General features: G+C 60.9%; 23 protein-coding genes. 19 read left to right on the forward strand and 4 right to left on the reverse strand.

All coding sequences use genetic code 11. The annotated features are described in order from the left end of the window. The first annotated feature begins 275 nt into the window (after window positions 1-275). From ccoN to ccoS, 8 genes are all read left to right on the forward strand, one after another. On the forward strand, window positions 276-1706 hold the full coding sequence (gene ccoN, locus RRB22_11975) for a cytochrome-c oxidase, cbb3-type subunit I (protein ID MDT8385121.1): 1431 nt from the start codon (window positions 276-278) through the stop codon (window positions 1704-1706). Window positions 1707-1719: 13 nt separating this feature from the next. Continuing rightward, window positions 1720-2433 carry a cytochrome-c oxidase, cbb3-type subunit II gene (gene ccoO, locus RRB22_11980; GenBank protein MDT8385122.1) on the forward strand — a complete coding sequence of 238 codons (714 nt, stop codon included), beginning with the start codon at window positions 1720-1722 and terminating at the stop codon, window positions 2431-2433. Next, on the forward strand, window positions 2426-2671 hold the full coding sequence (locus tag RRB22_11985) for a cbb3-type cytochrome c oxidase subunit 3 (protein ID MDT8385123.1): 246 nt from the start codon (window positions 2426-2428) through the stop codon (window positions 2669-2671). The genes ccoO and RRB22_11985 overlap by 8 nt, the downstream gene beginning before the upstream one ends. Further along, window positions 2668-3522, forward strand: coding sequence for a cytochrome-c oxidase, cbb3-type subunit III (gene ccoP, locus RRB22_11990; protein MDT8385124.1), 855 nt, complete (start codon window positions 2668-2670; stop codon window positions 3520-3522). Before RRB22_11985 ends, ccoP begins: the two co-directional genes overlap by 4 nt. A 310-nt stretch (window positions 3523-3832) precedes the next feature. Continuing rightward, the gene (gene ccoG / locus RRB22_11995) at window positions 3833-5311 is read left to right on the forward strand and encodes a cytochrome c oxidase accessory protein CcoG (protein MDT8385125.1); all 1479 of its coding nucleotides are present in this window, start codon (window positions 3833-3835) and stop codon (window positions 5309-5311) included. Next, on the forward strand, window positions 5311-5868 hold the full coding sequence (locus tag RRB22_12000) for a FixH family protein (protein ID MDT8385126.1): 558 nt from the start codon (window positions 5311-5313) through the stop codon (window positions 5866-5868). Before ccoG ends, RRB22_12000 begins: the two co-directional genes overlap by 1 nt. A 59-nt stretch (window positions 5869-5927) precedes the next feature. Then, window positions 5928-8381 carry a heavy metal translocating P-type ATPase gene (locus RRB22_12005; GenBank protein ID MDT8385127.1) on the forward strand — a complete coding sequence of 818 codons (2454 nt, stop codon included), beginning with the start codon at window positions 5928-5930 and terminating at the stop codon, window positions 8379-8381. Beyond that, window positions 8372-8608 carry a cbb3-type cytochrome oxidase assembly protein CcoS gene (gene ccoS, locus RRB22_12010; GenBank protein ID MDT8385128.1) on the forward strand — a complete coding sequence of 79 codons (237 nt, stop codon included), beginning with the start codon at window positions 8372-8374 and terminating at the stop codon, window positions 8606-8608. The genes RRB22_12005 and ccoS overlap by 10 nt, the downstream gene beginning before the upstream one ends. Before the next feature lie 28 nt (window positions 8609-8636). Here ccoS and RRB22_12015 read toward each other — a convergent pair whose 3' ends face one another. After that, entirely contained in the window at window positions 8637-9347 is a 711-nt protein-coding gene (locus RRB22_12015) for a hypothetical protein (GenBank protein MDT8385129.1), read from the reverse strand. A gap of 83 nt (window positions 9348-9430) precedes the next feature. Between RRB22_12015 and RRB22_12020 the strand changes: the two genes are divergently transcribed. The 11 genes from RRB22_12020 to RRB22_12070 all read left to right on the forward strand — a co-directional run bounded on the left by RRB22_12020 (window position 9431) and on the right by RRB22_12070 (window position 18240). After that, entirely contained in the window at window positions 9431-10171 is a 741-nt protein-coding gene (locus tag RRB22_12020; protein ID MDT8385130.1) for a sulfite exporter TauE/SafE family protein, read from the forward strand. A gap of 116 nt (window positions 10172-10287) precedes the next feature. Then, complete coding sequence (locus RRB22_12025; GenBank protein MDT8385131.1) at window positions 10288-10911, forward strand: cytochrome b/b6 domain-containing protein; 624 nt, start codon at window positions 10288-10290, stop codon at window positions 10909-10911. 60 nt (window positions 10912-10971) lie between these two features. Continuing rightward, window positions 10972-11394: a DUF1924 domain-containing protein gene (locus tag RRB22_12030; protein MDT8385132.1), complete on the forward strand. Its 423-nt coding sequence runs from the start codon at window positions 10972-10974 to the stop codon at window positions 11392-11394. Between the two features lie 108 nt (window positions 11395-11502). Further along, a complete protein-coding gene (locus RRB22_12035; GenBank protein MDT8385133.1) occupies window positions 11503-12054 on the forward strand; it encodes a diheme cytochrome c in 552 nt (183 codons plus the stop codon). Next, entirely contained in the window at window positions 12047-12367 is a 321-nt protein-coding gene (locus RRB22_12040; protein MDT8385134.1) for a PepSY domain-containing protein, read from the forward strand. The genes RRB22_12035 and RRB22_12040 overlap by 8 nt, the downstream gene beginning before the upstream one ends. Beyond that, complete coding sequence (locus RRB22_12045; protein MDT8385135.1) at window positions 12368-13030, forward strand: response regulator transcription factor; 663 nt, start codon at window positions 12368-12370, stop codon at window positions 13028-13030. Further along, entirely contained in the window at window positions 13030-14352 is a 1323-nt protein-coding gene (locus RRB22_12050) for a sensor histidine kinase (protein MDT8385136.1), read from the forward strand. Before RRB22_12045 ends, RRB22_12050 begins: the two co-directional genes overlap by 1 nt. 283 nt (window positions 14353-14635) lie before the next feature. Next, window positions 14636-15868: an efflux RND transporter periplasmic adaptor subunit gene (locus RRB22_12055; GenBank protein MDT8385137.1), complete on the forward strand. Its 1233-nt coding sequence runs from the start codon at window positions 14636-14638 to the stop codon at window positions 15866-15868. A gap of 4 nt (window positions 15869-15872) precedes the next feature. Next, window positions 15873-16556 (forward strand): ABC transporter ATP-binding protein, encoded by a 684-nt coding sequence (locus RRB22_12060; protein MDT8385138.1) that lies wholly within the window; start codon window positions 15873-15875, stop codon window positions 16554-16556. Window positions 16557-16569: 13 nt separating this feature from the next. After that, window positions 16570-17787, forward strand: a complete 1218-nt coding sequence (locus RRB22_12065; GenBank protein MDT8385139.1) for an ABC transporter permease — start codon at window positions 16570-16572, stop codon at window positions 17785-17787. A 252-nt stretch (window positions 17788-18039) separates the two neighbouring features. Continuing rightward, the gene (locus RRB22_12070) at window positions 18040-18240 is read left to right on the forward strand and encodes a cold-shock protein (protein MDT8385140.1); all 201 of its coding nucleotides are present in this window, start codon (window positions 18040-18042) and stop codon (window positions 18238-18240) included. Between the two features lie 139 nt (window positions 18241-18379). On the opposite strand, the gene RRB22_12075 is transcribed toward RRB22_12070, so the two are convergent. The 3 genes from RRB22_12075 to RRB22_12085 form a co-directional block, all read right to left on the reverse strand. Continuing rightward, the gene (locus RRB22_12075) at window positions 18380-18760 is read right to left on the reverse strand and encodes a CbiX/SirB N-terminal domain-containing protein (protein ID MDT8385141.1); all 381 of its coding nucleotides are present in this window, start codon (window positions 18758-18760) and stop codon (window positions 18380-18382) included. 165 nt (window positions 18761-18925) lie between these two features. Continuing rightward, the gene (locus RRB22_12080; protein ID MDT8385142.1) at window positions 18926-20311 is read right to left on the reverse strand and encodes a deoxyribodipyrimidine photo-lyase; all 1386 of its coding nucleotides are present in this window, start codon (window positions 20309-20311) and stop codon (window positions 18926-18928) included. A gap of 62 nt (window positions 20312-20373) precedes the next feature. Beyond that, window positions 20374-21309 (reverse strand): MBL fold metallo-hydrolase, encoded by a 936-nt coding sequence (locus RRB22_12085; protein MDT8385143.1) that lies wholly within the window; start codon window positions 21307-21309, stop codon window positions 20374-20376. Window positions 21310-21367 lie beyond the last annotated feature (58 nt).

Raw genomic sequence — 21367 nt, forward strand, 5'->3', positions numbered from 1 at the left:
CTTGCCCAGACAATCGATCCTGCTCCGACGGTGTCGCCGACGGCTAGCGCATTACAGAAAACCGACTACGATAGAGGGGTATGCCGGATACACCGCGCCACCAGAACCCTAATAACCAAGCATTACAGGTGGTTGACAATATTCTAAAATAATTAAATTCTTATGCAATAAAGCGCCCGTTGAAATAGGGGTTTGATGAAAAGGCCGCTTTAGACCACGCATCATGAACCGGCACGAATTGGTATGAACTGGCAGTAACCAGAAGGGAGGCGTCGATGGTGGATACAACAGAGGCAGCGCAGAAATATAACTTTGAGGTGGTCCGGTGGTTCTCGGTGGCCACCGTTATCTACCTGGTGGTGGGCACCCTGGTCGGTGTCTACATCGCCGCCGAGCTGGCCTGGCCGGTACTCAATTTTGACAGCCCCTATCTCTCCTTCGGTCGCTTGCGACCGCTGCACACCAATGCCGTGATCTTCGCCTTTGGAGGCTGCGTGCTGATGGCGACCGGCTTCTACAGTGTGCAACGTACCTGCGGCGTCAAACTGTGGAGCAACACCCTGGCCTGGTTCACCTTCTGGGGCTGGAATCTCATCATAGTGCTGGCGGTGATCACCCTGCCGCTGGGCCTTACCCAGGGCAAGGAATACGCCGAGCTGGAATGGCCCATCGACATCCTGATTGCGGTGGTATGGCTGGCCTTCTCCTTCAATTTCATCATGACCATTGCCAAACGCAAGAGCTCGCACATCTATGTGTCGAACTGGTTTTATCTGGGCATGATGGTCATGATCACCTATCTGCATGTGGTCAACAGCCTGGCTATTCCGGTGGAGATGTTCAGGTCCTATTCCATCTTCGCCAGCGTGCAGGACGCCATGATCCAGTGGTGGTGGGGACATAATGCGGTCGGCTTCTATCTCACCGCCGGCTTCCTCGGCATCATGTATTACTTTGTGCCCAAGCAGGCCGACCGCCCCATCTTTTCCTATCGCCTCTCGGTGCTGCACTTCTGGTGCCTGATGTTCGGCTACGTGTGGCTGGGCTCACATCACCTGCAATACACCGCCCTGCCCGACTGGGCCGGCTCGCTCGGCGCGGCCGTGTCACTGGCCATGATCGTGCCCTCCTGGGGTGGCGCGGTAAATGGCATGATGACCCTGAGCGGGGCCTGGGACAAACTGCGCACCGATTACGTGCTGCGCTTTCTCATCATGTCACTGGCCTTCTACGCGATGTCCACCTTTGAAGGGCCGGTGATGTCCCTGAAAGTCGTCAACGCCCTTTCGCACTATACCGACTGGACCATCGGCCATGTGCACTCCGGCGCGCTGGGTTGGGTCGGCATGATCGGCGCCGGCGCCACCTATCACCTGTTGACCCGCTTATGGAACACCGAGATCTATTCCACCCGGCTGGTGAATCTGCACTTCTGGTTAGCCACGATCGGCATTGTGATCTACATCGTGGCGATGTGGATCTCCGGCATCATGCAGGGCCTGATGTGGCGTGACTATGATGAGTTCGGCACCCTCACCTACACCTTTGCGGAATCCGTCGCCGCCATGTATCCGTACTATGTCATGCGCACCGTCGGCGGTTTTATCTATTTCGTCGGCGCCGTGGTAATGCTCTACAACATGATGATGACCATTCGCCAGGCCAGCGCCGAACCCGGCCTGAGCACCGCGACAGCACGGGCCTAAGGGAGACGGAACAATGGCTGATAAAATCTATTCCACCAGGTTCCAGGACAGGATGGAACGCAATGTCTGGGCCCTGTTACTGGTCTTGATGCTGGTGCTCACCGTAGGCGGTATCGTCGAGATCGTGCCCCTGTATTACCTCGACGACACCATGGAGCACAATGCCCGCCCCGAGATCCTCTGGCAGCCCGAGGCCGGCGAGACGCTGGCCGACTGGCAACCCGGTGACGGCATCCGCCCCTATACCGGGCTGGAGCTGTGGGGCCGCCACGTCTACATCCGTGAAGGCTGTTACCTGTGTCACTCGCAGATGATCCGCCCGTTCCGCGACGAAAAGGAACGCTATGGCCACTACTCGCTGGCCTCGGAATCCATCTACGACCATCCCCACCAGTGGGGTTCCAAGCGCACCGGCCCGGACCTGGCCCGCCTGGGTGGCAAGTACTCGGATGAGTGGCACGTCAAGCACCTGCTGGCGCCGCGCTCCGTGGTGCCGGAATCGGTGATGCCCAATTATCCATGGCTTGCCACCAGCCTGCTGGACGTGGACAGGGTGACCGCCCACCTCCGCGGCATGCAAACCGTGGGAGTGCCCTATACGGACCACGACATCGGTATCACGGCGGCCGCCGTGGAGGGCAAGACAGAGATGGATGCCATGGTGGCCTATCTACAAGTGTTGGGTACCATGGCCAAACTCGATCATGGGGTGGTGTATCGTGAATGACATCCAAGACTATTTTCATACCGACTGGGGCGCCATGACCCAGCACGACTGGCTGGGGCTGATCATGACCATTGCGGTGTTCCTGGTGATGCTCGGCCTTTATCTCTATGTTTTCCATCCATCCAACAAGGCGCGATTTGAGGCGCAACGCTACATTCCGCTGGATGATGAGCCCGGCTTTCATGCCCGGACTGCGGAACCCACGCCCGACAAAACGGCAACGGAGAAACGCCAATGAGTGACGACAAAAAACCGGCCGATGCCCCGGATACCGGCCACGTCTGGGACGGCAATCTGCGCGAACTCACCAACCAGCCTCCCCGCTGGTGGATGATTACACTCTATCTCAGCGGCGTGTTTATCGTGGTGTACCTGATCCTCTATCCGTCGATCCCGCTGGTCGACGGCTGGACCAAGGGCATCCTGGGCTGGACCCAGATGAAACGCCTGGAAGCCAACGTGGCCGAGATCGAACAGGTCCGCGCCCCCTTTGAGAACCGGCTCAAGGGCATGTCGGCCGCCGCCATCCTCGCCGATGATGAGCTTTCCAGCTATGTCGTGGCCTCTGCCCGCGTGCTGTTCGGTGATCGTTGCTCCCCTTGCCATGGTGCAAGCGGCTCCGGCAATCCCGGCTATCCGGTGCTGGCGGATGACGAATGGCTCTATGGCGGCGACATCGAAACCATTCAGCAATCCATCACCAATGGTCGCCAGGGCATGATGCCCGGGTTCGGCGCCATGCTCAGCGAGCAACAGCTTGATGACCTCGGCAAACATGTGGTGGCCATGAGCACCGGCAGCGAACATGCCCCCGGCAAGGAGCTGTTTGTTAACCAGGGCTGTATCGGCTGTCACGGCATGGATGGCACGGGCATGCAGATGATGGGGGCCCCCAATCTCACCGACAGCATCTGGCGCTTCACCCCGGGCACCGAGGAGAGCGTGAAATACACCATCCGTTATGGCGTGAATGCCCCCGGCGCAACCGAGACCCGCGTCGCCGAGATGCCCAGCTTCCAGCCACAGCTGACGGAAACCGAGATCAAGAAGCTGGCGGTGTATGTGCACCGGCTGGGGGGCGGCCAATAGACCGCTGTCCGACGGAGTCAGTGGAGCACATTGTGTTCGGGCCCGACAAGGCCCACACGGGCCCCTGACACAAGTGTTGTCAACAACGATACGAGAGGAGCGATCATGGACGCCGTTGTCATTGGATCAATACTTGCGATAGGCATCACCATCGCCATGGTGATCTTTCTGGCCATACGCATTGTCTACCTGATCAATCACACCCATTCACAGGATTGAGCATGCGGCTACGGCCGCATGAAACAGGGGCCGCGCCCGGACACAGGCGGGATATCCCCAGACCATCTTTGCGGTAAGAGTATCTAAAGACGTGAGCGATTCATCCAACGCATCCAACACCCCCAGCCAGCCCGACCTGAAGAGCCTGGAAGCGCTCTACCACGAGGCCGAATACTGGCACGTCAACACCGGCGACAAGACCATCCACGCCAAACGGATGCCGGGCACCTTCCGCCGCATCAAGTGGATGACCATGAGCGTGTGGCTAATCTTCTTCCTCGGCCCCTACCTGCGCTGGAACGGGCAACAGGCCGTGCTGTTTGATATCCCCGCCCGCCAATTCCATATCTTCAACATCACCATCCTGCCGCAGGATGTATGGATGCTGGCCCTGGTGATGCTGTTCTTCGCCCTGCTGCTGGCCGCCGTCACCTCCATTGCGGGGCGGGTGTTTTGCGGATATTTCTGCTTCCAGACGGTGTGGACCGACATCTTCGTGTGGATCGAGGAAAAACTCGAGGGGCCGCCGGCAAGGCGCGTCAAACTGGACGCGGAACCGTGGAGCCTGCACAAGCTGCGCATCAAGTTCGTCAAACACAGCCTCTGGCTGGCCATCGGCCTGCTCACCGGGATCAGTTTCACGCTCTGGTTTGGCGATGCGTTTGAGCTCTGGAAAGACTATCTCACCTTACAGGCCCCCCTCTTCGCCTGGGGCACCGTCGGCGTATTTGTGTTTTTCACCCACCTGTTCGCCGGCCATATGCGCGAACAGGTCTGTTTCTGGCTCTGTCCCTATGCCCGCATTCAGGGGGTGATGTACGACCGCGAAACCATCCTGCCCACCTATGATTTCGGCCGTGGCGAGCCGCGCGGCAAACTGAAAAAGGGCAGTCGCACCGAGGGCGGTGAACAGGGCGACTGCATCGACTGTAAACAGTGCGTGGCGGTGTGCCCGACCGGCATCGACATCCGCACCGGCCAGCAGGAGGGCTGCATCACCTGCGCGCTGTGTCTCGATGCCTGCGACGCCGTGATGGACAAGGTGCATCGTCCCCACGGGCTGATCCGCTATGCCTCGCTGGATGAGGTTGAAGGCAAGCCGACGCTGAAGCTCTACCAGCGACCCCGGGTGGTGGTGTATTTCGCCATCATGCTGGCCGCGCTGGGCGGTATCTTCTATGGCCTGACGAATCTCGGCGCACTGGAATTAAAGGCCCTGCACGAACGCCAGCCGCTGTTTGTCAGGCTCAGCGACGGTTCGATACAGAATAAATATGTGCTGAAGATTCTCAACAAGACCGAGGCCGATCGGCAGGTGACACTGAGCGTGCATGGCCATGCTGCGGTGCAACTGGTGAACGCGGAAAAAACCCTCACTGCCAGACAGGGGGGTGTCACCGCCCACACCATCTTCCTGCGCATTGCCCCTGGCGAGCTGACGGCGGAACGCATTCCCCTCAGCCTGCGCATCGAAGACACCAGCAACCCCGAGTATGCGGCGGAATATAACACCATGTTCTTCGGCCCGCCGCCCAGCCCAGCATCGACAGCCAACGGAGACTCACGATAATGCAGCCCACACCGACACGCCCCGCCTCCGGCCATCGTTTGCTAAGGGCCGGCTACTCCCAGTCAAGCAAGGAGGCGATGAAGAATCCCTGGTTCCTGTCCGTGCTGGGTATTATTGCGGTGTTTCTCATCGTCAATCTGGTGTTCGTGGTGTTTGCCATCAGCACCAATCCCGGACTGGTGGCCGACGATTATTATGAGAAGGGCCGCGAGTATGAAAAGAATGTCGTCACCCGGCTGGCCGCCCGTAACCGGCTCAACTGGGAGACCCGCCTGGAGGTTCCCGACCAGATTTATACTAACCGGCCGGACGTGTATCGCTTCACTGCGGTGGATGCCCGCGGCGTGTCGATCATGGATGCCGATGTGCAATTGATGCTCTACCGGCCCTCTGACGCCGACGCCGATTTCGTGAAGCCCGTGGAACAGATTGCGCCAGGGCTGTACCAGACCCGGCTCGCCTTTCCGTTGGCCGGCATCTGGGATATCAATCTGCGGGTGACGCACGGCGACGACGTCTATCATCAGACCCGGCGGATCTCTGTATTAACCCCGTGAGTGCCGTACAGCCACTGGCCGCAGCGCCCGCTGCCGATCCCTCCGGCGAGCGGGATACCATGACCGACCGCTGTTTTCACTGCGGCCTGGCGCTGCCCAGGAATCTGACCTTTACCCAGGCCATCGCAGGCCACACCCGGCAGTTCTGTTGTCCCGCCTGTCAGGCGGTATGCCAGGCGATATTCGAGGCCGGACTGGAGGGCTTTTACGAGCGCGCGCCCGCGGGGGCCCTCGCCCCGCCACCCGCGACCGCCAATGATCTGGCCCTGTATGATCTCGACGCGGTGCAGGCCGAATTTGTGCCCGCGCTGGGCGTGCAGCGCGAAATCCATCTGCTGGTGGAAGGCATCCATTGCGCCGCCTGCGTGTGGCTGATCGAACGCTCCCTGGGTCAGTTGGAGGGAGTACTGGACGCACGGGTGAATCTGTCCGGCAAGCGCCTGCTGCTGAAATGGGATAACCGCCGCATCACACTCTCACAGGTCCTCACGCGGCTCGCGCAACTGGGCTATGCCGCCGTCCCCTATGACCCGGAACTGGCCGATGGTCGCCTCCGACAACACAATCGCTCACTGTTGCTGCGCATGGCCTTCGCCGCCTTTGCGATGATGAATCTGCTGTGGATCTCCATCGCCCTCTACAGCGGCGCCAGCGACGGTGAGTTTCGCCAGCTATTTCACTGGATCGGTTTCGCCCTGGCCACACCCACCCTGCTGTATTCCGGTTATCCCTTCCTGCACAGCGCCTGGACCGGCATCCGGCGCCTGCACCTGACCATGGACCTGCCCATCGCCATCGGTGCCATATCCACTTACAGTTACTCTGTGTATGTCACCCTCCATCCATCACTGATGGGCGAGGTGTATTACGACACGGTGGTGAATTTTCTGTTTGTGATTCTGGTGGGTCGCTACCTCGAGGCCATGTCCAGACGCCAGGCCGTCGCCTCCACCCAGCGCCTGCTCGACCTGCAACCCCGCGCGGCGACGGTGTTACGCGATGGCGAGTCCGTGCTGCTGCCGATTCGCGCCGTGAGGGTCGACGATGTGGTGCTGATCAAACCCGGCGAACAGATCCCCGTCGACGGACTCGTCACCGAGGGGCGCAGCAAGGTGGATGAATCCATGCTCAGCGGGGAGTCCCGTGCGGTCGTCAAACAGGCGGGCGATCACGTCTCCGCCGGCACCCTCAATACCGACAGCACGCTGACCGTGCGCGTCGAGGGCGTACTGCGAAACACCGCGCTGGGGCGCATCATCGACCTGGTGGAGACGGCCCAGGCCTCGCGGGCGCCGATCCAGTGCACCGCCGATCGCATCGTGCCCTGGTTTGTGGCCGCCACCCTGTTGCTGGCCAGCCTCACCTTCCTCTGGTGGTTGCCGACCGATTTCGATATTGCGCTAATGGCCGCCACCGCGGTGTTGATCATCACCTGCCCCTGCGCCTTCGGCCTGGCCACGCCCATGGCCATCGCCTCGGCCTCCGGCCTGGCCGCGCGGCACGGCATCCTCATCAAGAATGGCGGGGTGCTGGAAACCCTGTCGCATATCGGGCATGTGGTGTTTGACAAGACCGGCACCCTCACCGAGGGGCGTATGCGGGTGCAGGAGGTGGTCACGCAGAACGACATGGACAGCCTGACACTGATGCAACACGCCGCGGCACTGGAACACTATTCCGAGCACAGCATCGCAACCGCTATTTGCGGTTATACAGAAATAAAGGACGCTTCCCGGCTGGCGGCGCAGCAGATGGAGAATCGGCCCGGCCTTGGCATCCGCGGCGAGGTGGAGGGTCGCCCGGTGGTGATTGGCAGCGAACAGTGGCTGCTGCAGAATGACCTGCCGCTGGATGAGGCCCTGCGCCGCGCCACCCAGCAGTGGGAAGAGCGGGGATCAAGCTGTGTCCAGGTTGCCATTGATGGCCGGCACAGCGGGCTTATCGCCATCAATGACCAGCTGCGCGCGGACGCCCGGCAACTGGTCGATGCGCTGCGCGCCAATCATGTCCGCATGACCATCCTCAGCGGCGACCGGCAGCCCATCGTCGAACGCATCGCCCGGCAACTGGGCGGCATGGACAGCATTGCCGAGGTGCTGCCAGAGGACAAGGACAACATCATCCGCCAACTGCAACTAGACGGCACCATCGTCGCCATGGTGGGTGACGGCATCAACGACGCCGCCGCGCTCAATCGCGCCGACGTGGGTATCGCCCTGGGTTCAGGCACCGACGTCTCGGGCGAGAGCGCCGACATCATCCTCATCAGCAATGAACTGGACAAGGTACGGCTGGCCATGCAGCTGTCGCAACGCACCCTGCGCACCATCCGCCAGAACATCGGCCTGTCCTTCAGCTATAACCTCATCATGGTGCCGTTGGCGATGGCGGCGTTGATCACCCCGCTGATCGCGGCCATCTCCATGCCCATCAGCTCCCTGCTGGTGATCGCTAACGCGGCGCGCATCCGCACGGTGTTTCAGAAACCGACAGGGGACAGAACATGGAAGTGATCTACGGGCTGATCCCGGCGATGATCATCCTCGGCCTGGTGATGGTCGGCATCCTGGTGTGGGCGGTGAAAAGCGGCCAGTACGATGATCTGGAAGGTGACGCCAACCGCATCCTGATGGATGACGACGACCCCCTGTTACCCGACACGGCAAACAAGCCCAGCGCACCCGAGGATGCGTCCGCGCGCAGCAAACAGCCCGGAAAAAACTGGCCCGATGCCGACTGAGCCAATGTCGACGGAACCAATGTCGCGCTCAGAGTGGCGCGCCGTCCTCCAGCAACGGCGCCATCAGGAGCGGCGTCATCAGGACCGAGAAGCGCCGCGGCGCAATATATTGCAGCACGGCGTGCCCTTCATCATGCAGGGTCACATCCAGACCCTGTTCGGGATACAGCCAGTGCGTGGCATTGTTGTGTGCCTCGCGAATCCGCTGTGCCGGTTCGCCAAAGCGTTTGCGCAGCAGTTCATCATCCAGCCGCGTGCGGGTCAGATAGGCAATGCTGTCGATCGGCGCGGCGAACACCGTCTGCAGGTCTGCCCCGCTGAGGGTGACCTTCTTCGCCCCGCCGGCCAGGCTGCTGACCCGCGCGCCGCGCCGAAACATGGCCGCCTGCTGTTCCTGAGCGAGGGCCATCACCAGCACCAGCTGGGCACTGAGGCCGCCGAGTATCACCTTGTCGAAATAGGCCTCGACCTTATGCTGACCATCGGCGGCCACAAACAGGCTGACCTTGGCGCCGCCCTGAAAAAGCGCCTCGGCCTGTTGCAGGGTGGATTCACCCAGGGTCAGGCCAAACACTCGGATGCTGCCGTCGGCGGTGGGCTCGATCTGCCAGGGCAGAAACTGGGCCGCGGGACGGCCCGACACGTCTGCCGCCTTTTCCCTGCCCGGCGGTGTGAGTAGACTCACCGCAATGAGCATAAGGCCCAGCACCAGGATGCCGAAGATGATCTTGTTGTACATACGGATAGCGTCCTGCCAGGCTGCGCGAGTGGGACACCATCTTAACGCCATCCGACGTCCGACAGGAGATTAACGACGCCGGCATGAACGACCCCGCCATCACCATCGCCTCCGCCTTCCTTATCGGCCTGCTCGGTGGGGTGCACTGTGTGGGCATGTGTGGCGGCATCATGAACGCCCTGAGTTTCGCCCTGCCCGCCCAGCCATCACGCACGCGCCTGTCACTCACCCTGCTGCTGTACAACCTCGGCCGGGTTTTCAGCTACAGCCTCGCCGGGGCGCTGATCGGCGGGCTGGGGATGCTGTTGCAAGGGCCGGGGGCCGTGCTCGGCCCCGGCCTGCGCATCTTCGCCGGGCTGATGATGGTCGCCATGGGGCTGTATCTTGCGGGCTGGTGGCGCGGGCTGGTGCATCTCGAAACCCTGGGCAATCGGCTGTTGTGGCGACACCTGCAACCCCTCACCCAGCGGCTGATGCCGGTGACCCACGGCCCACAGGCGCTGCTGCTCGGCCTGCTCTGGGGCTGGCTGCCCTGCGGTCTGGTGTACAGCACGCTGACCCTCGCCGGGGCCGTCGGCCACTGGCAACAATCCGCGCTCATCATGGCCAGCTTCGGCCTCGGCACCGTGCCGGTGATGCTGCTGACCGGCGCCTTCGCGCACCGGCTCAGGCGCTGGATACAGACCACCGCCCTGCGCCAGATCGCCGCCCTGCTGGTGATGGGCTTTGGCATCTGGACTCTGACCCCACCCCTGCTGCATCTCAGCAACGGCCATCACCACCCGGCCATACAGCACAGCCCCGCAATGGAACAACTCCCCTAACAGCCTTTTCAGTTTCATTTCAGCTTGCTGCTCTACAGTTCGCTCAAGATCGCCGACCGCCCACGCTATTCGGGCAGTCGACACCGGTAACCATCGACCTCTTGAGGAGCATCGCCATGAATCCTGTCAACAACCACGTCAGCAACCACGTCATCAACCCCGCCGACCGCTCGCCAGCCACCGAACAGGTCAAGGTGTGGGATATCTCCGTCCGCATCTTTCACTGGCTGTTGGTCAGCGCCTTTATCGTGGCCTATGTCACGGAAGACGACTTTCTCAGCCTGCACAGCTGGGCCGGATATCTGATCGGGGGACTGCTGGCCTACCGCCTGATCTGGGGGCTGATCGGTTTTCAACACGCCCGCTTTTCCGATTTTGTCTTCTCACCCCGCGCCATCCTGCAGCACCTCAAGGATACCGTGCGACTCAGGGCACCGCGCTACCTTGGCCACAATCCCGCCGGCGGCGCCATGATCATCGCCCTGCTGCTGAGTCTCATTCTCACCGTCACCACCGGCATCGCCCTGCTCGGCGCCGAGGAACAGAGCGGCCCGCTGGCCAACCTGATGGCCGGCAGCAGCGAATGGTGGGAAGACGCACTCGAAGAGGTGCATGAATTTTTCGCCAACTTCACCCTCCTGCTGGTGTTCATCCATGTGGGCGGCGTGCTGCTGGAAAGCCTGATCCATGGCGAAAACCTGCCGCGCAGCATGGTCACCGGCCGCAAGAATCGACTGTAAAACAGGCTCCTGGAACATCAGGCGTCCAATCACCCAACCAAATATAAACAGGAGCGAAGCATGAAACCGATTAACCACAAAAAGACCTTAACAGGCATCGCCATACTGGCCCTGTTCGGTGGTGGCGCCGGCGCCATGGCCGGCAGCATCACCGAACAGCTGTTGCAGGAATACCAACAGGCCGGCGCACAGCCCTTCTCCGCCAGCGCCGGACAGAGCGCCTGGGACAAGACCCATATCGACCCCGACTCCGGCAAGGCCAGGAGCTGTGCCAGCTGTCATACCAGCAACCTCCACAACACCGGCAAGCACGAGCGTACCGGCAAGGCCATCGAACCGCTGGCGCCGAGCAGCAACCCGCAACGACTCAGTGATAGAAAGCAGGTGGAAAAATGGCTCAAGCGTAACTGTAAATGGGTGTATGGACGCGAGTGTACACCCCAGGAGAAGGGCGACTACCTGAGCTACATCCAGTCGCTCTAAACCGTATCACGACAATTTGGTACTGCGACACATGCAAAAGATGCCCCTCGTTAGTACGCAAACACCCACTACATAAACAATCCGTCACATAAATAAAGGAAAAAAATCATGAAAACCTTCACCCTCAGCATCGCAATCATTGGCCTCATCAGCCTTGCCATCAGCCAGACCTCGTTCAGCGATAACGATGACGAGCATGGCCAGGGCCTCTGGCAACGCGATGCCAGCGTGACACAAAACCCCCTGTATATTGAGGAATGCGGCGGCTGCCATTTCGCCTATGCACCCGGCCTCTTGCCTCAGCGTTCCTGGCAGGCCATCATGTCGACACTCGACGATCACTATGGAGACAATGCCGAATTGGACAGCACCAGCCAGCAGGCGATTTCCCGCTACCTGATCGACAACAGCGCCGAGAGCTCCACCAACCGCCGCCTGCATAAACTGCAAAAAGGCCTGTCGGCATCACACACACCACTGCGCATTACCGAGCTGCCAAAGTTTGTCCGCGAACATGATGAGATACCGAAAAAGGTGCTGGTCAACAACCCGAAACTCAGCAGCCTCAGCCAATGCCCGGCCTGTCACGGCGATGCCGGGCAGGGACATTTCAGCGAGCGGCGCATCAACATTCCGGGTTATGGTGGCTGGGATGATTAGGCCGGGCAAGGTCGTCGCCGCACTGCTTGCACTGGCACTCGCGACCCTGCTGTCGGTCAGCATTCCCGTCAGCGCCGACGATGATCACGACAAGGCGCGCCGGCTGCAACAGGCCGGCGACATCCTGCCGCTGGAGACCATTATCCAGAAGGCAAAGGCGATCCGCCCGGGGCGCATTCTGGAAGTGGAACTGGAATCAAAGCATGGACGGCACCGCTATGAAATCGAACTGCTCGATGAGGATGGCAGGGTGTGGGAGATGAAGTTTGATTCGCAGACGGGTCAGCTGTTGAAAGAGAAACAGGAAGACTGAATGCGCCTGCTGCTGATCGAAGACGATGACCTGTTGCGCGCCGATCTCCGGCACGACCTGGTCAAGGCGGGTTTTGCCGTGGACGAGGCGGACAATGGCGTGGATGGCGAATTCATGGGCGCCTCCGAGCCTTACGATGCCATTGTGCTGGATCTGGGATTACCACAACGCCCCGGCCTGGAGGTATTGCACAACTGGCGCCGGCAGGACAACAAGGTGCCGGTCATCATTCTCACTGCGCGCAACGCCTGGCATGAAAGGGTCGACGGCTTCAAGGCCGGGGCCGACGACTATCTCGGCAAACCGTTTCACTCCGAAGAGCTCATTGCCCGCCTCAGCGCGCTGATCAAACGCAGCAAGCAACAGGTCGGCACACTGAACATCAGCGGCCTGAGCCTGGATGAAGAACGACAAACGGTGACGGCTGCCGATGGCAACACCCTCGAACTTACCGGCACGGAATTCCGCCTGTTACGCTATTTCATGTTACACCCCGGCAGAATACTCTCCAAATCAACTCTCACCGAACACGTCTACGACTATGATTCCGACAAGGACAGCAACGTCATCGAGGTGTATGTGAAACGTCTGCGCCAGAAACTGGGCAAGGACATCATCCAGACCCGTCGCGGCCAGGGTTATCTGTTCACGGAGCACCACTAGTGCGCTCCATCCAGTCACGCCTGAGCCTCGGCCTGCTGCTGAGCCTGGTGGTGATCTTTGCACTGCAGTGGATAATGGTCAGCCATACCGTGCGGCTCCTCGCCGAGCACTACATCAGCGAACGGCTGATGCACGACGCCGAAAACCTGCTGCGCTCTATCGTCATCACACCGCCGGCGCAAGCCGCGCTGGAGCAGACCGCCATCGATCCGATTTTTCGACGCCCCTTTTCGGGCCGCTACTATCAGATCGTGATCGGCGATCAGACCTACCGGTCGCGCTCGTTGTGGGATCAGGCCTTAAGCGATGCCGATCCCGGCAGCACACCGGCCACGGGAACATTCATTCCCGGCCCCCAGGCGCAGACCCTGTTGCTGTGGAGCAAGCAGTTTCACAAGCAGGGCGTGGCGATCCGGATTGCAGTCGCCGAAGACTTCAATCCCATCGAGCAGGACCTGCAAGCATTCCGCCTCGGCTATGCCATCGCCTCGCTGCTGGCGCTGGCCGTTCTGGTGGGCATCCTGACGCTGATCATCCAGCGGGGCTTTGCCCCCCTGGGCAGGACCCGCGAGGACCTGCAGCGTCTGGAACGGGGTGAGATCAGTGCGATCAATGAAGACGTCCCCAGCGAGGTGGCGCCCCTGGTCAGGGAGGTCAACCACCTGCTGGAAAACCTGCACCAGCGCCTGCAGCGTTCCCGCAACGCCCTCGGCAATCTCACCCATGCCATGAAGACGCCGCTCACCCATTTACAACAGCTGGCCTACCGCGACGAACTCAACGACCGGCCGGAACTGCGTGACCGCCTGTTGGCGCAGACCACCCAGCTACAGCAGCTCATCGACAGGGAACTGACCCGGGCGCGTCTCGCCGGCCACAGGATGCCCGGCCAGCGGCTGGACATCGCCACGGAGGTCGCCGCGCTCACCGAAAGCCTGCTGGCCATCTATCGCGAGCGCAAGATCAACATCCACTCCCAGTTAGACCTGACCCAGGGGGTGAGCATGGACCGCGAGGATTTCCTGGAACTGCTGGGCAACCTGCTGGACAACGCCTGCAAATGGGCCAGGCATGAAGTGAAGCTGCATATCCGCGATGCGGACGGCCTGCAGATCCAGGTCGAGGATGATGGCCCGGGCTGCGCCGAGCATGAGCTGGAAAAGCTCACCCAGCGCGGCCTGCGCATCGATGAAAAGACGGTGGGCCATGGTCTGGGGCTGGCCATCGCCCAGGACATCGTCGACAGCTATCACGGCAGTTTCCGCCTCGACCTCTCGCCCGATCTTGGTGGCTTGCGCGCACGGGTTACACTCAGCACCTAGGAGCCACCGATATTGGGGCATAGGTGAGCAACATCGGAGGGTTCCCTCTCCCTGAGGGAGAGGGACAGGGTGAGGGGGAACAACATCAGCACACACACACCACCCTCACCCCAACCCTGGGCCATATGTTCCCGACATGGCCAACCGACTACATCCCTGTAGTCGTCTCCCTGAAGGAGAGGGGGTCAATCCGCGACTCTCTATTTTGGAATCCGCGCCTCTCTATTTTGGGAAAGGTCTGCCATTACCGACAACGGCCGCAGGCAGGTTTTAGGCTATATTCATGAGTGCGACACATGCAAAGGACACCCCTCCCCCCAGGGCAAAGATGAAACCTCGTTACCTGAAATATCTCCTCATCCCTGCCCTGCTGATCGTCGCCGGCGTGTGGTTTTTTCTCCCGGCGGATAGCGGCGAACAGACGCCCGGCTATGATGTCGTCAGCATCAAACGCGGTGAACTCAAGGCCATCGTCTCTGCCACCGGCACGCTCAACCCGGTGATTACCGTGCAGGTCGGCAGCCAGGTCTCCGGCACGATCCAGCGCCTGAATGTGGATTTCAACAGCCGGGTCAGCAAGGGTCAGGTGATCGCGCAGATCGACTCCGCCATCTTTGATGCGCGCCTGGCAGAGGCGAATTCCAACCTCAAGAGCGCGGAGGCCTCACAGGACAGGGCCTGGATTGCAGTGTTGGATGCCGCCCGCCAGCTGCGACGGGTCGAGGATTTACACCGGCAGAAACTGGTCTCGGAGAGCGAGGTCGATGCGGCCCGCTTCGCCCACGAGGCCGCCACCGTCGAGCATCGGGTCAGTCAGGCGGCGGTGGCACAGGCGGCGGCGGCCCGGGCGCGGGAACAGGTGAATCTTGCCTACACCACCATCTACGCGCCCATCGACGGCGTGGTCATCTCACGCAATGTGGATGTGGGCCAGACCGTCGCGGCCAGCCTGCAGGCGCCCACCCTGTTCACCATCGCCCAGGACCTGGCGGCCATGCAGATTGAAGCGGATGTGGACGAGGCCTTTATCGGCATGATCCAGCAAGACCAGCCCGTGAGCTTCAGCGTGTTCGCCTATCAGCAACGCCTGTTCAGCGGACGGGTGGCACAGATTCGGCTGCAACCGAAGATTGAGGCCGGCGTGGTGAAATACAACTGCATCATTCACGTCGATAACGCCGACCTGGCCCTCAAGCCGGGCATGACCGCCACGGTGGCCATCGAGGTGGAGCGGCGCGACGACATCCTCAAGGTGCCGAATACCGCGCTGCGCTATGTCCCGCCATGGCCGGCCGATCGCCTCAAGACCCTGCGCGATGCACTCAAGCCCAACGAGGCCGTACTCTGGCTGGCACAGGGCCAGCAGCTGTCGCCGCTCACGGTCGGCCTGGGGTTGGCAGGCGAGAAAGAGACCGAGGTGCTGGGCGAGAATCTGCAGGCGGGGCTGGAGATCGCCGTGCCGGGCGAGCGCCAAAATAGTCAGGGCACACGCCGCTTTGGCCTGAGCCTCTTTTGAGCGGATGGACACGCCCATCATCCAGATGCGCGGGGTGCACAAGTCCTATGTGATGGACGGCGTCAGCGTGCACGCCCTGCGCGGTATCGACCTCGACGTGGGGCGCGGTGAATTCCTCGCCATCATGGGGCCGTCCGGCTCCGGCAAGTCCACCCTGATGCACGTGCTGGGCTGTCTGGATGTACCGGACGCGGGCGAGTATCGGCTCAATGGCGAGGATGTCTCCCGCCTCGATGCCGATGAGCTCGCCCTGCTGCGCAACCGTCAACTGGGCTTCGTGTTCCAGAACTTCAACCTGCTGGCGCGCACCAGCGCCCTGGAAAATGTCGAAACCCCGCTCATCTATGCCGGCGTGGGCAAACGCCAACGCCGCGAACAGGCCACCGCCATGCTCCAGCGCATGGGCCTGGGGGATCGGCTGCAACACCTCTCCAACCAGCTGTCCGGCGGCCAGCAGCAGCGCGTGGCCATTGCCCGCGCCCTGGTCACCCGCCCCACGCTGCTGCTGGCCGACGAGCCCACCGGCAACATGGACACGGCCACCAGCCTGGAATTTCTTGACCTGCTGGAGGGGCTGAACCGGGACGAGGGCCTGACCATCCTCCTGATCACCCACGAACCCGAGGTGGCGGCCCGCGCGCAACGCAGCCTGACCCTGCGCGATGGCATGCTGGAGGCCTCGACATGAACCGGGCCGTATCATGAACTGGACCGCCGCATTGCAACTGGCCCTGCGCGCCCTGTGGCGCAACAAGAGCCGCGCCACTCTCACCGCCCTGGGTGTGATCATCGGCGTGGCCTCGGTGATCGCCATGGTGTCCATCGGCGCCGGGGCCCAACAGCGCATCGCCGCGCAACTGGAGAGCATGGGCACCAACAGCCTGATGATTCGCTCCGGAACCATGACCCACGGCGGGGTGCGCAGCGGCGCCGGCACCACCACCCTGTCCTATGCCTATGCCGACGCCGAGGCCATCGCCGACCTGCCCGGCGTCATCGCCGTGGCCCCCACGGTGCGCACCTCGGCCCAGGCGCGCTACCGGGGCACCAACTGGGGCACGGCGGTGGAGGGCGTCACACCCGACTACTTCCGCGTACGCAGCTGGGCCCTGGCCGAGGGCGAACCCTTTAGCGAACGGCATGTGGCCAGCGCCGCCCATGTCTGCCTGCTGGGGCAAACGGTGGCGCGGGAGCTGTTTGGCCTGGCCAATCCCATCGGTGAATCCATTGTGATCACCGGCGTGGCCTGCCGGATACTGGGCGTGCTGGAGGAGAAAGGGGCCTCGGCCTGGGGCTCCGATCAGGACGACCGCATCTTCGCGCCACTCACCACCGTACAGCGCAAACTGATGGGCATTACCCACGTGGATTACATCGAGGTGCAGGCCGCCGGCCGCGAGCTCACCTTCCAGGTGATCGACGAGGTCAAACGGCTGTTGCGCCAACGCCATCGCCTGCAAGCGGGACAGGAAGACGACTTCCGCATTCATAACCGCGCCGAACTGGCCCAGGCCTCGGAAGAAAGCGCCCAGGTGTTCACCTATCTGCTGGGCAGCATCGCCTCGGTGTCCCTGCTGGTGGGGGGCATCGGCATCATGAATATCATGCTGGTGTCCGTCACCGAACGCACCCGCGAGATCGGCATCCGCATGGCCCTCGGCGCACGGCGACGCGACATCCTCTGGCAGTTTCTGCTCGAGGCCCTGCTACTGAGCGGCGCCGGCGGCGCGCTGGGCATGGTGCTGGGACTCAGTAGCGCGGCGATCCTGTCCCGCGTCTCCAGCTTCCCGGTCGCCATCACCCCCTGGGCGGTGGTGCTGGCCTTTTCCTTTTCCGTGCTGGTGGGCATCTTTTTCGGCCTGCATCCCGCCCGCAAGGCGTCACGCATGAGGCCCATTGACGCCCTGCGTTATGAATAGCCACGGTGAATGACACAACGGAACCGGTTTTGTCTTGCTCTCACAACGCTCAAGACAATCAAGATAAGAAACTAAATAAAAGGCAAAACCGGATATAACGCTTGACAGACCCTGCGAATACCCCTAAAGTCCGCGCAGCTACAGATTTTGGTATAGGCAGTTCTGGTTGTTCCCTTCAAGTTACCCCCTGATTCCTCTTTTCATCTCCTGTACGCAACACTCTAATTTTAATTTTTCAAAGGTAAATGTCACATGACTACAGGTACTGTAAAGTGGTTCAACGAAGCCAAAGGTTTCGGTTTTATTTCTCAGGATAATGGCGGCGATGACGTATTCGTGCATTTCAATGCCATCCAGGGTTCGGGCTTCAAAACCCTGGCTGAAGGTCAGCCGGTCACGTTTGACGTAGAGAACGGCCCCAAAGGCCTTCAGGCGTCTAACGTTACTGCCTAATCACCACCCCATCGGATAACACCGATACAAAAAACCCCGCTCCGGCGGGGTTTTTTTTCGTCCTCTATTTTGTCGAATGCTTTATCTAATAATTTGTCTAATACTATTGTTAACATCTAACGGAAATTAGTCGCTACTACTAGTCGCGACCACCGCCCTGCGCCCTGGCAACCTCCGCCAGCATCCGCGCCATACCCTCAAACGCACCAAGATGCGGGGCGATAGAAAGCATCGTCTCGGGAAACTCGACACGGGCCGCATTCACTATCGAGGGAATGTCCTCGGCAACATGCCTGCCCGCCGCCAGAAAATAGGGCACGATGGTGACGCACTCCGCGCCATCATCAACACAGCGTTTTATGCCTTCGGGAATCGAGGGGCTTGCCAGCTCCAGAAATGCCGCCCGCACCAGATCAAAATCGCCCTCCACGTGCTCACTGACAAGCTGACACAGCTGAACCACCTCGTCGTTGGACTGCGCCCTGCGACTACCGTGAGATATGATTAACAATGCGTGCATAACAATCCTTATAGCCTTGCGCGTGCGCGCCAGTGATGTTGTCGAAACCGATGGAGATCAAAAAGTATAAACGATATTGCCTGGGACATTGCCTGAGATATTGACTGCCCCTGTTTCCCTTTCCTGAATCGTGGCCTTGTCGGCGGCCACATCGCGGTTCTCACGCTAGCCGGACTTGATGTCCTGCTGATAGCGGGCCAGGGCGATCTGTCGACTGCTGGCCAGATCGACCATCGGCGCGGGATAGCCGGTGGATTGATAGTCCGGCAGCCACTGCCGGATATAGGCGTCCCTGGGATCAAATCGCTTCGCCTGGGTGACGGGATTGAATATCCGGTAGTACGGCGAGGCATCCACGCCACAGCCGGCCACCCACTGCCAGCCCATGGTGTTGTTGGCGAGATTCGCATCCACCAGGGTCTCCCAGAACCAGTGCGCGCCCTGCGTCCAGTTGATGCCCATATTTTTGGTCAACAGGGAACTGGTGATCATCCGCACGCGGTTATGCATCCACCCCGTCTCCCACAGCTGGCGCATGCCGGCATCGACGATGGGGATGCCGGTTTTACCCGCCGTCCAGCGCGAAAAGTCGCGCCGGTTGCTGCGCCAGAAGGATTTTTTATAACGCGGATTCATCGGCTGGGTGGCGGTCTGCGGAAAGTGCCACAAAATGTGATGAGCAAACTCACGCCAGATCAGCTGCCGCAGAAAAACCTCGGCCGCGGTGGTCGCGCCTTTGCCCCCTGCCCCATTGAGGATCGGCAGTATACGCCGGTAGATCTGCTGCGGCGTCAGCTCGCCAAAGTGCAGACCGGGAGACAGGCGGGAGGTACCCTCCACCGAGGGAATGTCGCGGTCCTGCGGATAACCCTCCATCGCTCCGTCTACAAAACGGTCGAGCAGATCCAGGCTGTGCGACTCACCGGGCGTCCAGTGCTTGGCGAGCTTGTGGTGCCAGGGATGGCTGTCCAGCAGTCCGAGCGCCTGCAACGGGAGAGCAGAACGGACACGGGGCGAGGAGAGCTTTTTCGCGCTCGCCAAGGGAAAGCGGATCGGGTAGTCGGCGTACACGGCATCGACGATCGGCCTGAGTTTTTTATAAAAGGGCGTGAACACCCGGTAGGGCTGTTGCTGATTGTTGAGCACCGTTCCCGGCGTCGCCAGCAGGCCGGCATCAAAGGCGGTCAGCTTAATGTTATGCCCCAACCTGTCTTCCAGCGCCCGGTCGCGCTGCTGCAAATGCGGTTCGTACAGGCGGTTGAAGACCAGCGCACCGGCCCCGGTCTGCTGGATGATCTCCGCCAGCACCGACTCACTGGCGCCGGCGAAATAGTGCAGCCGGAGGCCGTAAGCGCGTAACTGCGTGTCCAACGCCAGCAGGCTGTGGTGCAGCCACCAGCGCGAGGCAGCGCCCGGCGCCCAGGGTCGCTCCTCCTGCGGGGCATGGATATAGATGGGCAATATTGAGCCGCCGTTATCACAGGCCCGGTTCAGCGCGGGGTTGTCGTGCAGGCGCAGGTCGCGCCGAAACCAGAGGATGGTCGTCTGCATCTGCTTGTCGGCCTACAGTGCCCGTGCCCGACAACCCTGTCTAACGAAAAGTCTTGCCACCCTTAAAGCTGCTCGAACTCAAGATAGGTGCGATTCATGTTGGTGCGGTGCAGGCTGTCAAAATGTTCCAGGTGCCGGAACTGGGGCAGGTCTTCATACTGCTTGAGAATATCCTGCATGGATTCCATCTCCCGTGCACCGGCACCGATGGTGTTGACCAGAAAATCATAATAGTCGCCGCAGTCACGTTTCGCCTTTTCTACCGTGCTGACGCCGCCATGGCCGGGCACGATGAAGCGGGGCTTGAGCGCAACCAGCTCGTGAAAGGCCTGCTGCCCATTCTTCACGCTGGACCAGGGCAGCACGGTGAAGATGCGATCGACATAGATAAGGTCGCCCGAAAAGACCACCGACTGTGCCGGCAGCCACACCCGGATATCGCCGGGGTAATGCGCATGGGTATAACGCAGCTCCAGCTGCTGACCATCCAGGTCAAGGCTGGCCGACTCGCCCGCAATGATCCTGTCGGCCTGTTTCGGCACAGTTCCCTCGAAGCGCTGCTTCAGGAAGCCCTGCATGTTTTTCATCTGGGCATCGGCATATTTCTTCTGCGTCTCCACCGTGCGCGCCATGGCGATGATCTCGGCCCCCCGGGAGGCAAAGTAGTCATTACCCAGCCAGCGATGGTCCTGACTGCCGGTATTGATCACCCATTTCACCGGCTTATCGGTCACCGCCGCGATGGCCGCCTCTACCCGCTGCGCCCCGATGCGGCTGGCGCCGGAATCAATCAGGATGACGCCGGTGTCGGCAATAATAAAACCGAGATTGTTATTGAGCCCGTCATTCTCTTCACTACGCTGGCCCAGCGGGCCGATGAAGGCATAGACGTTCTCGGTAACCTTCTCGGCCTTCGGGGTATAGGCCTGCGCCGTGCCCATCGCCAACAGGCCGGCAAAAAGGCTCAGCCCGATAAACACAGTAGTAGGTGTTCGCATGTTTGTTCGCATGTTTGTTCGCATGTTTGTTCGCATGTTTGTTCGCATGTTTGTTCGC

This window comes from Gammaproteobacteria bacterium, from assembly GCA_032250735.1.
In the GTDB taxonomy this organism is placed as follows: Bacteria; Pseudomonadota; Gammaproteobacteria; order SZUA-152; family SZUA-152; genus SZUA-152.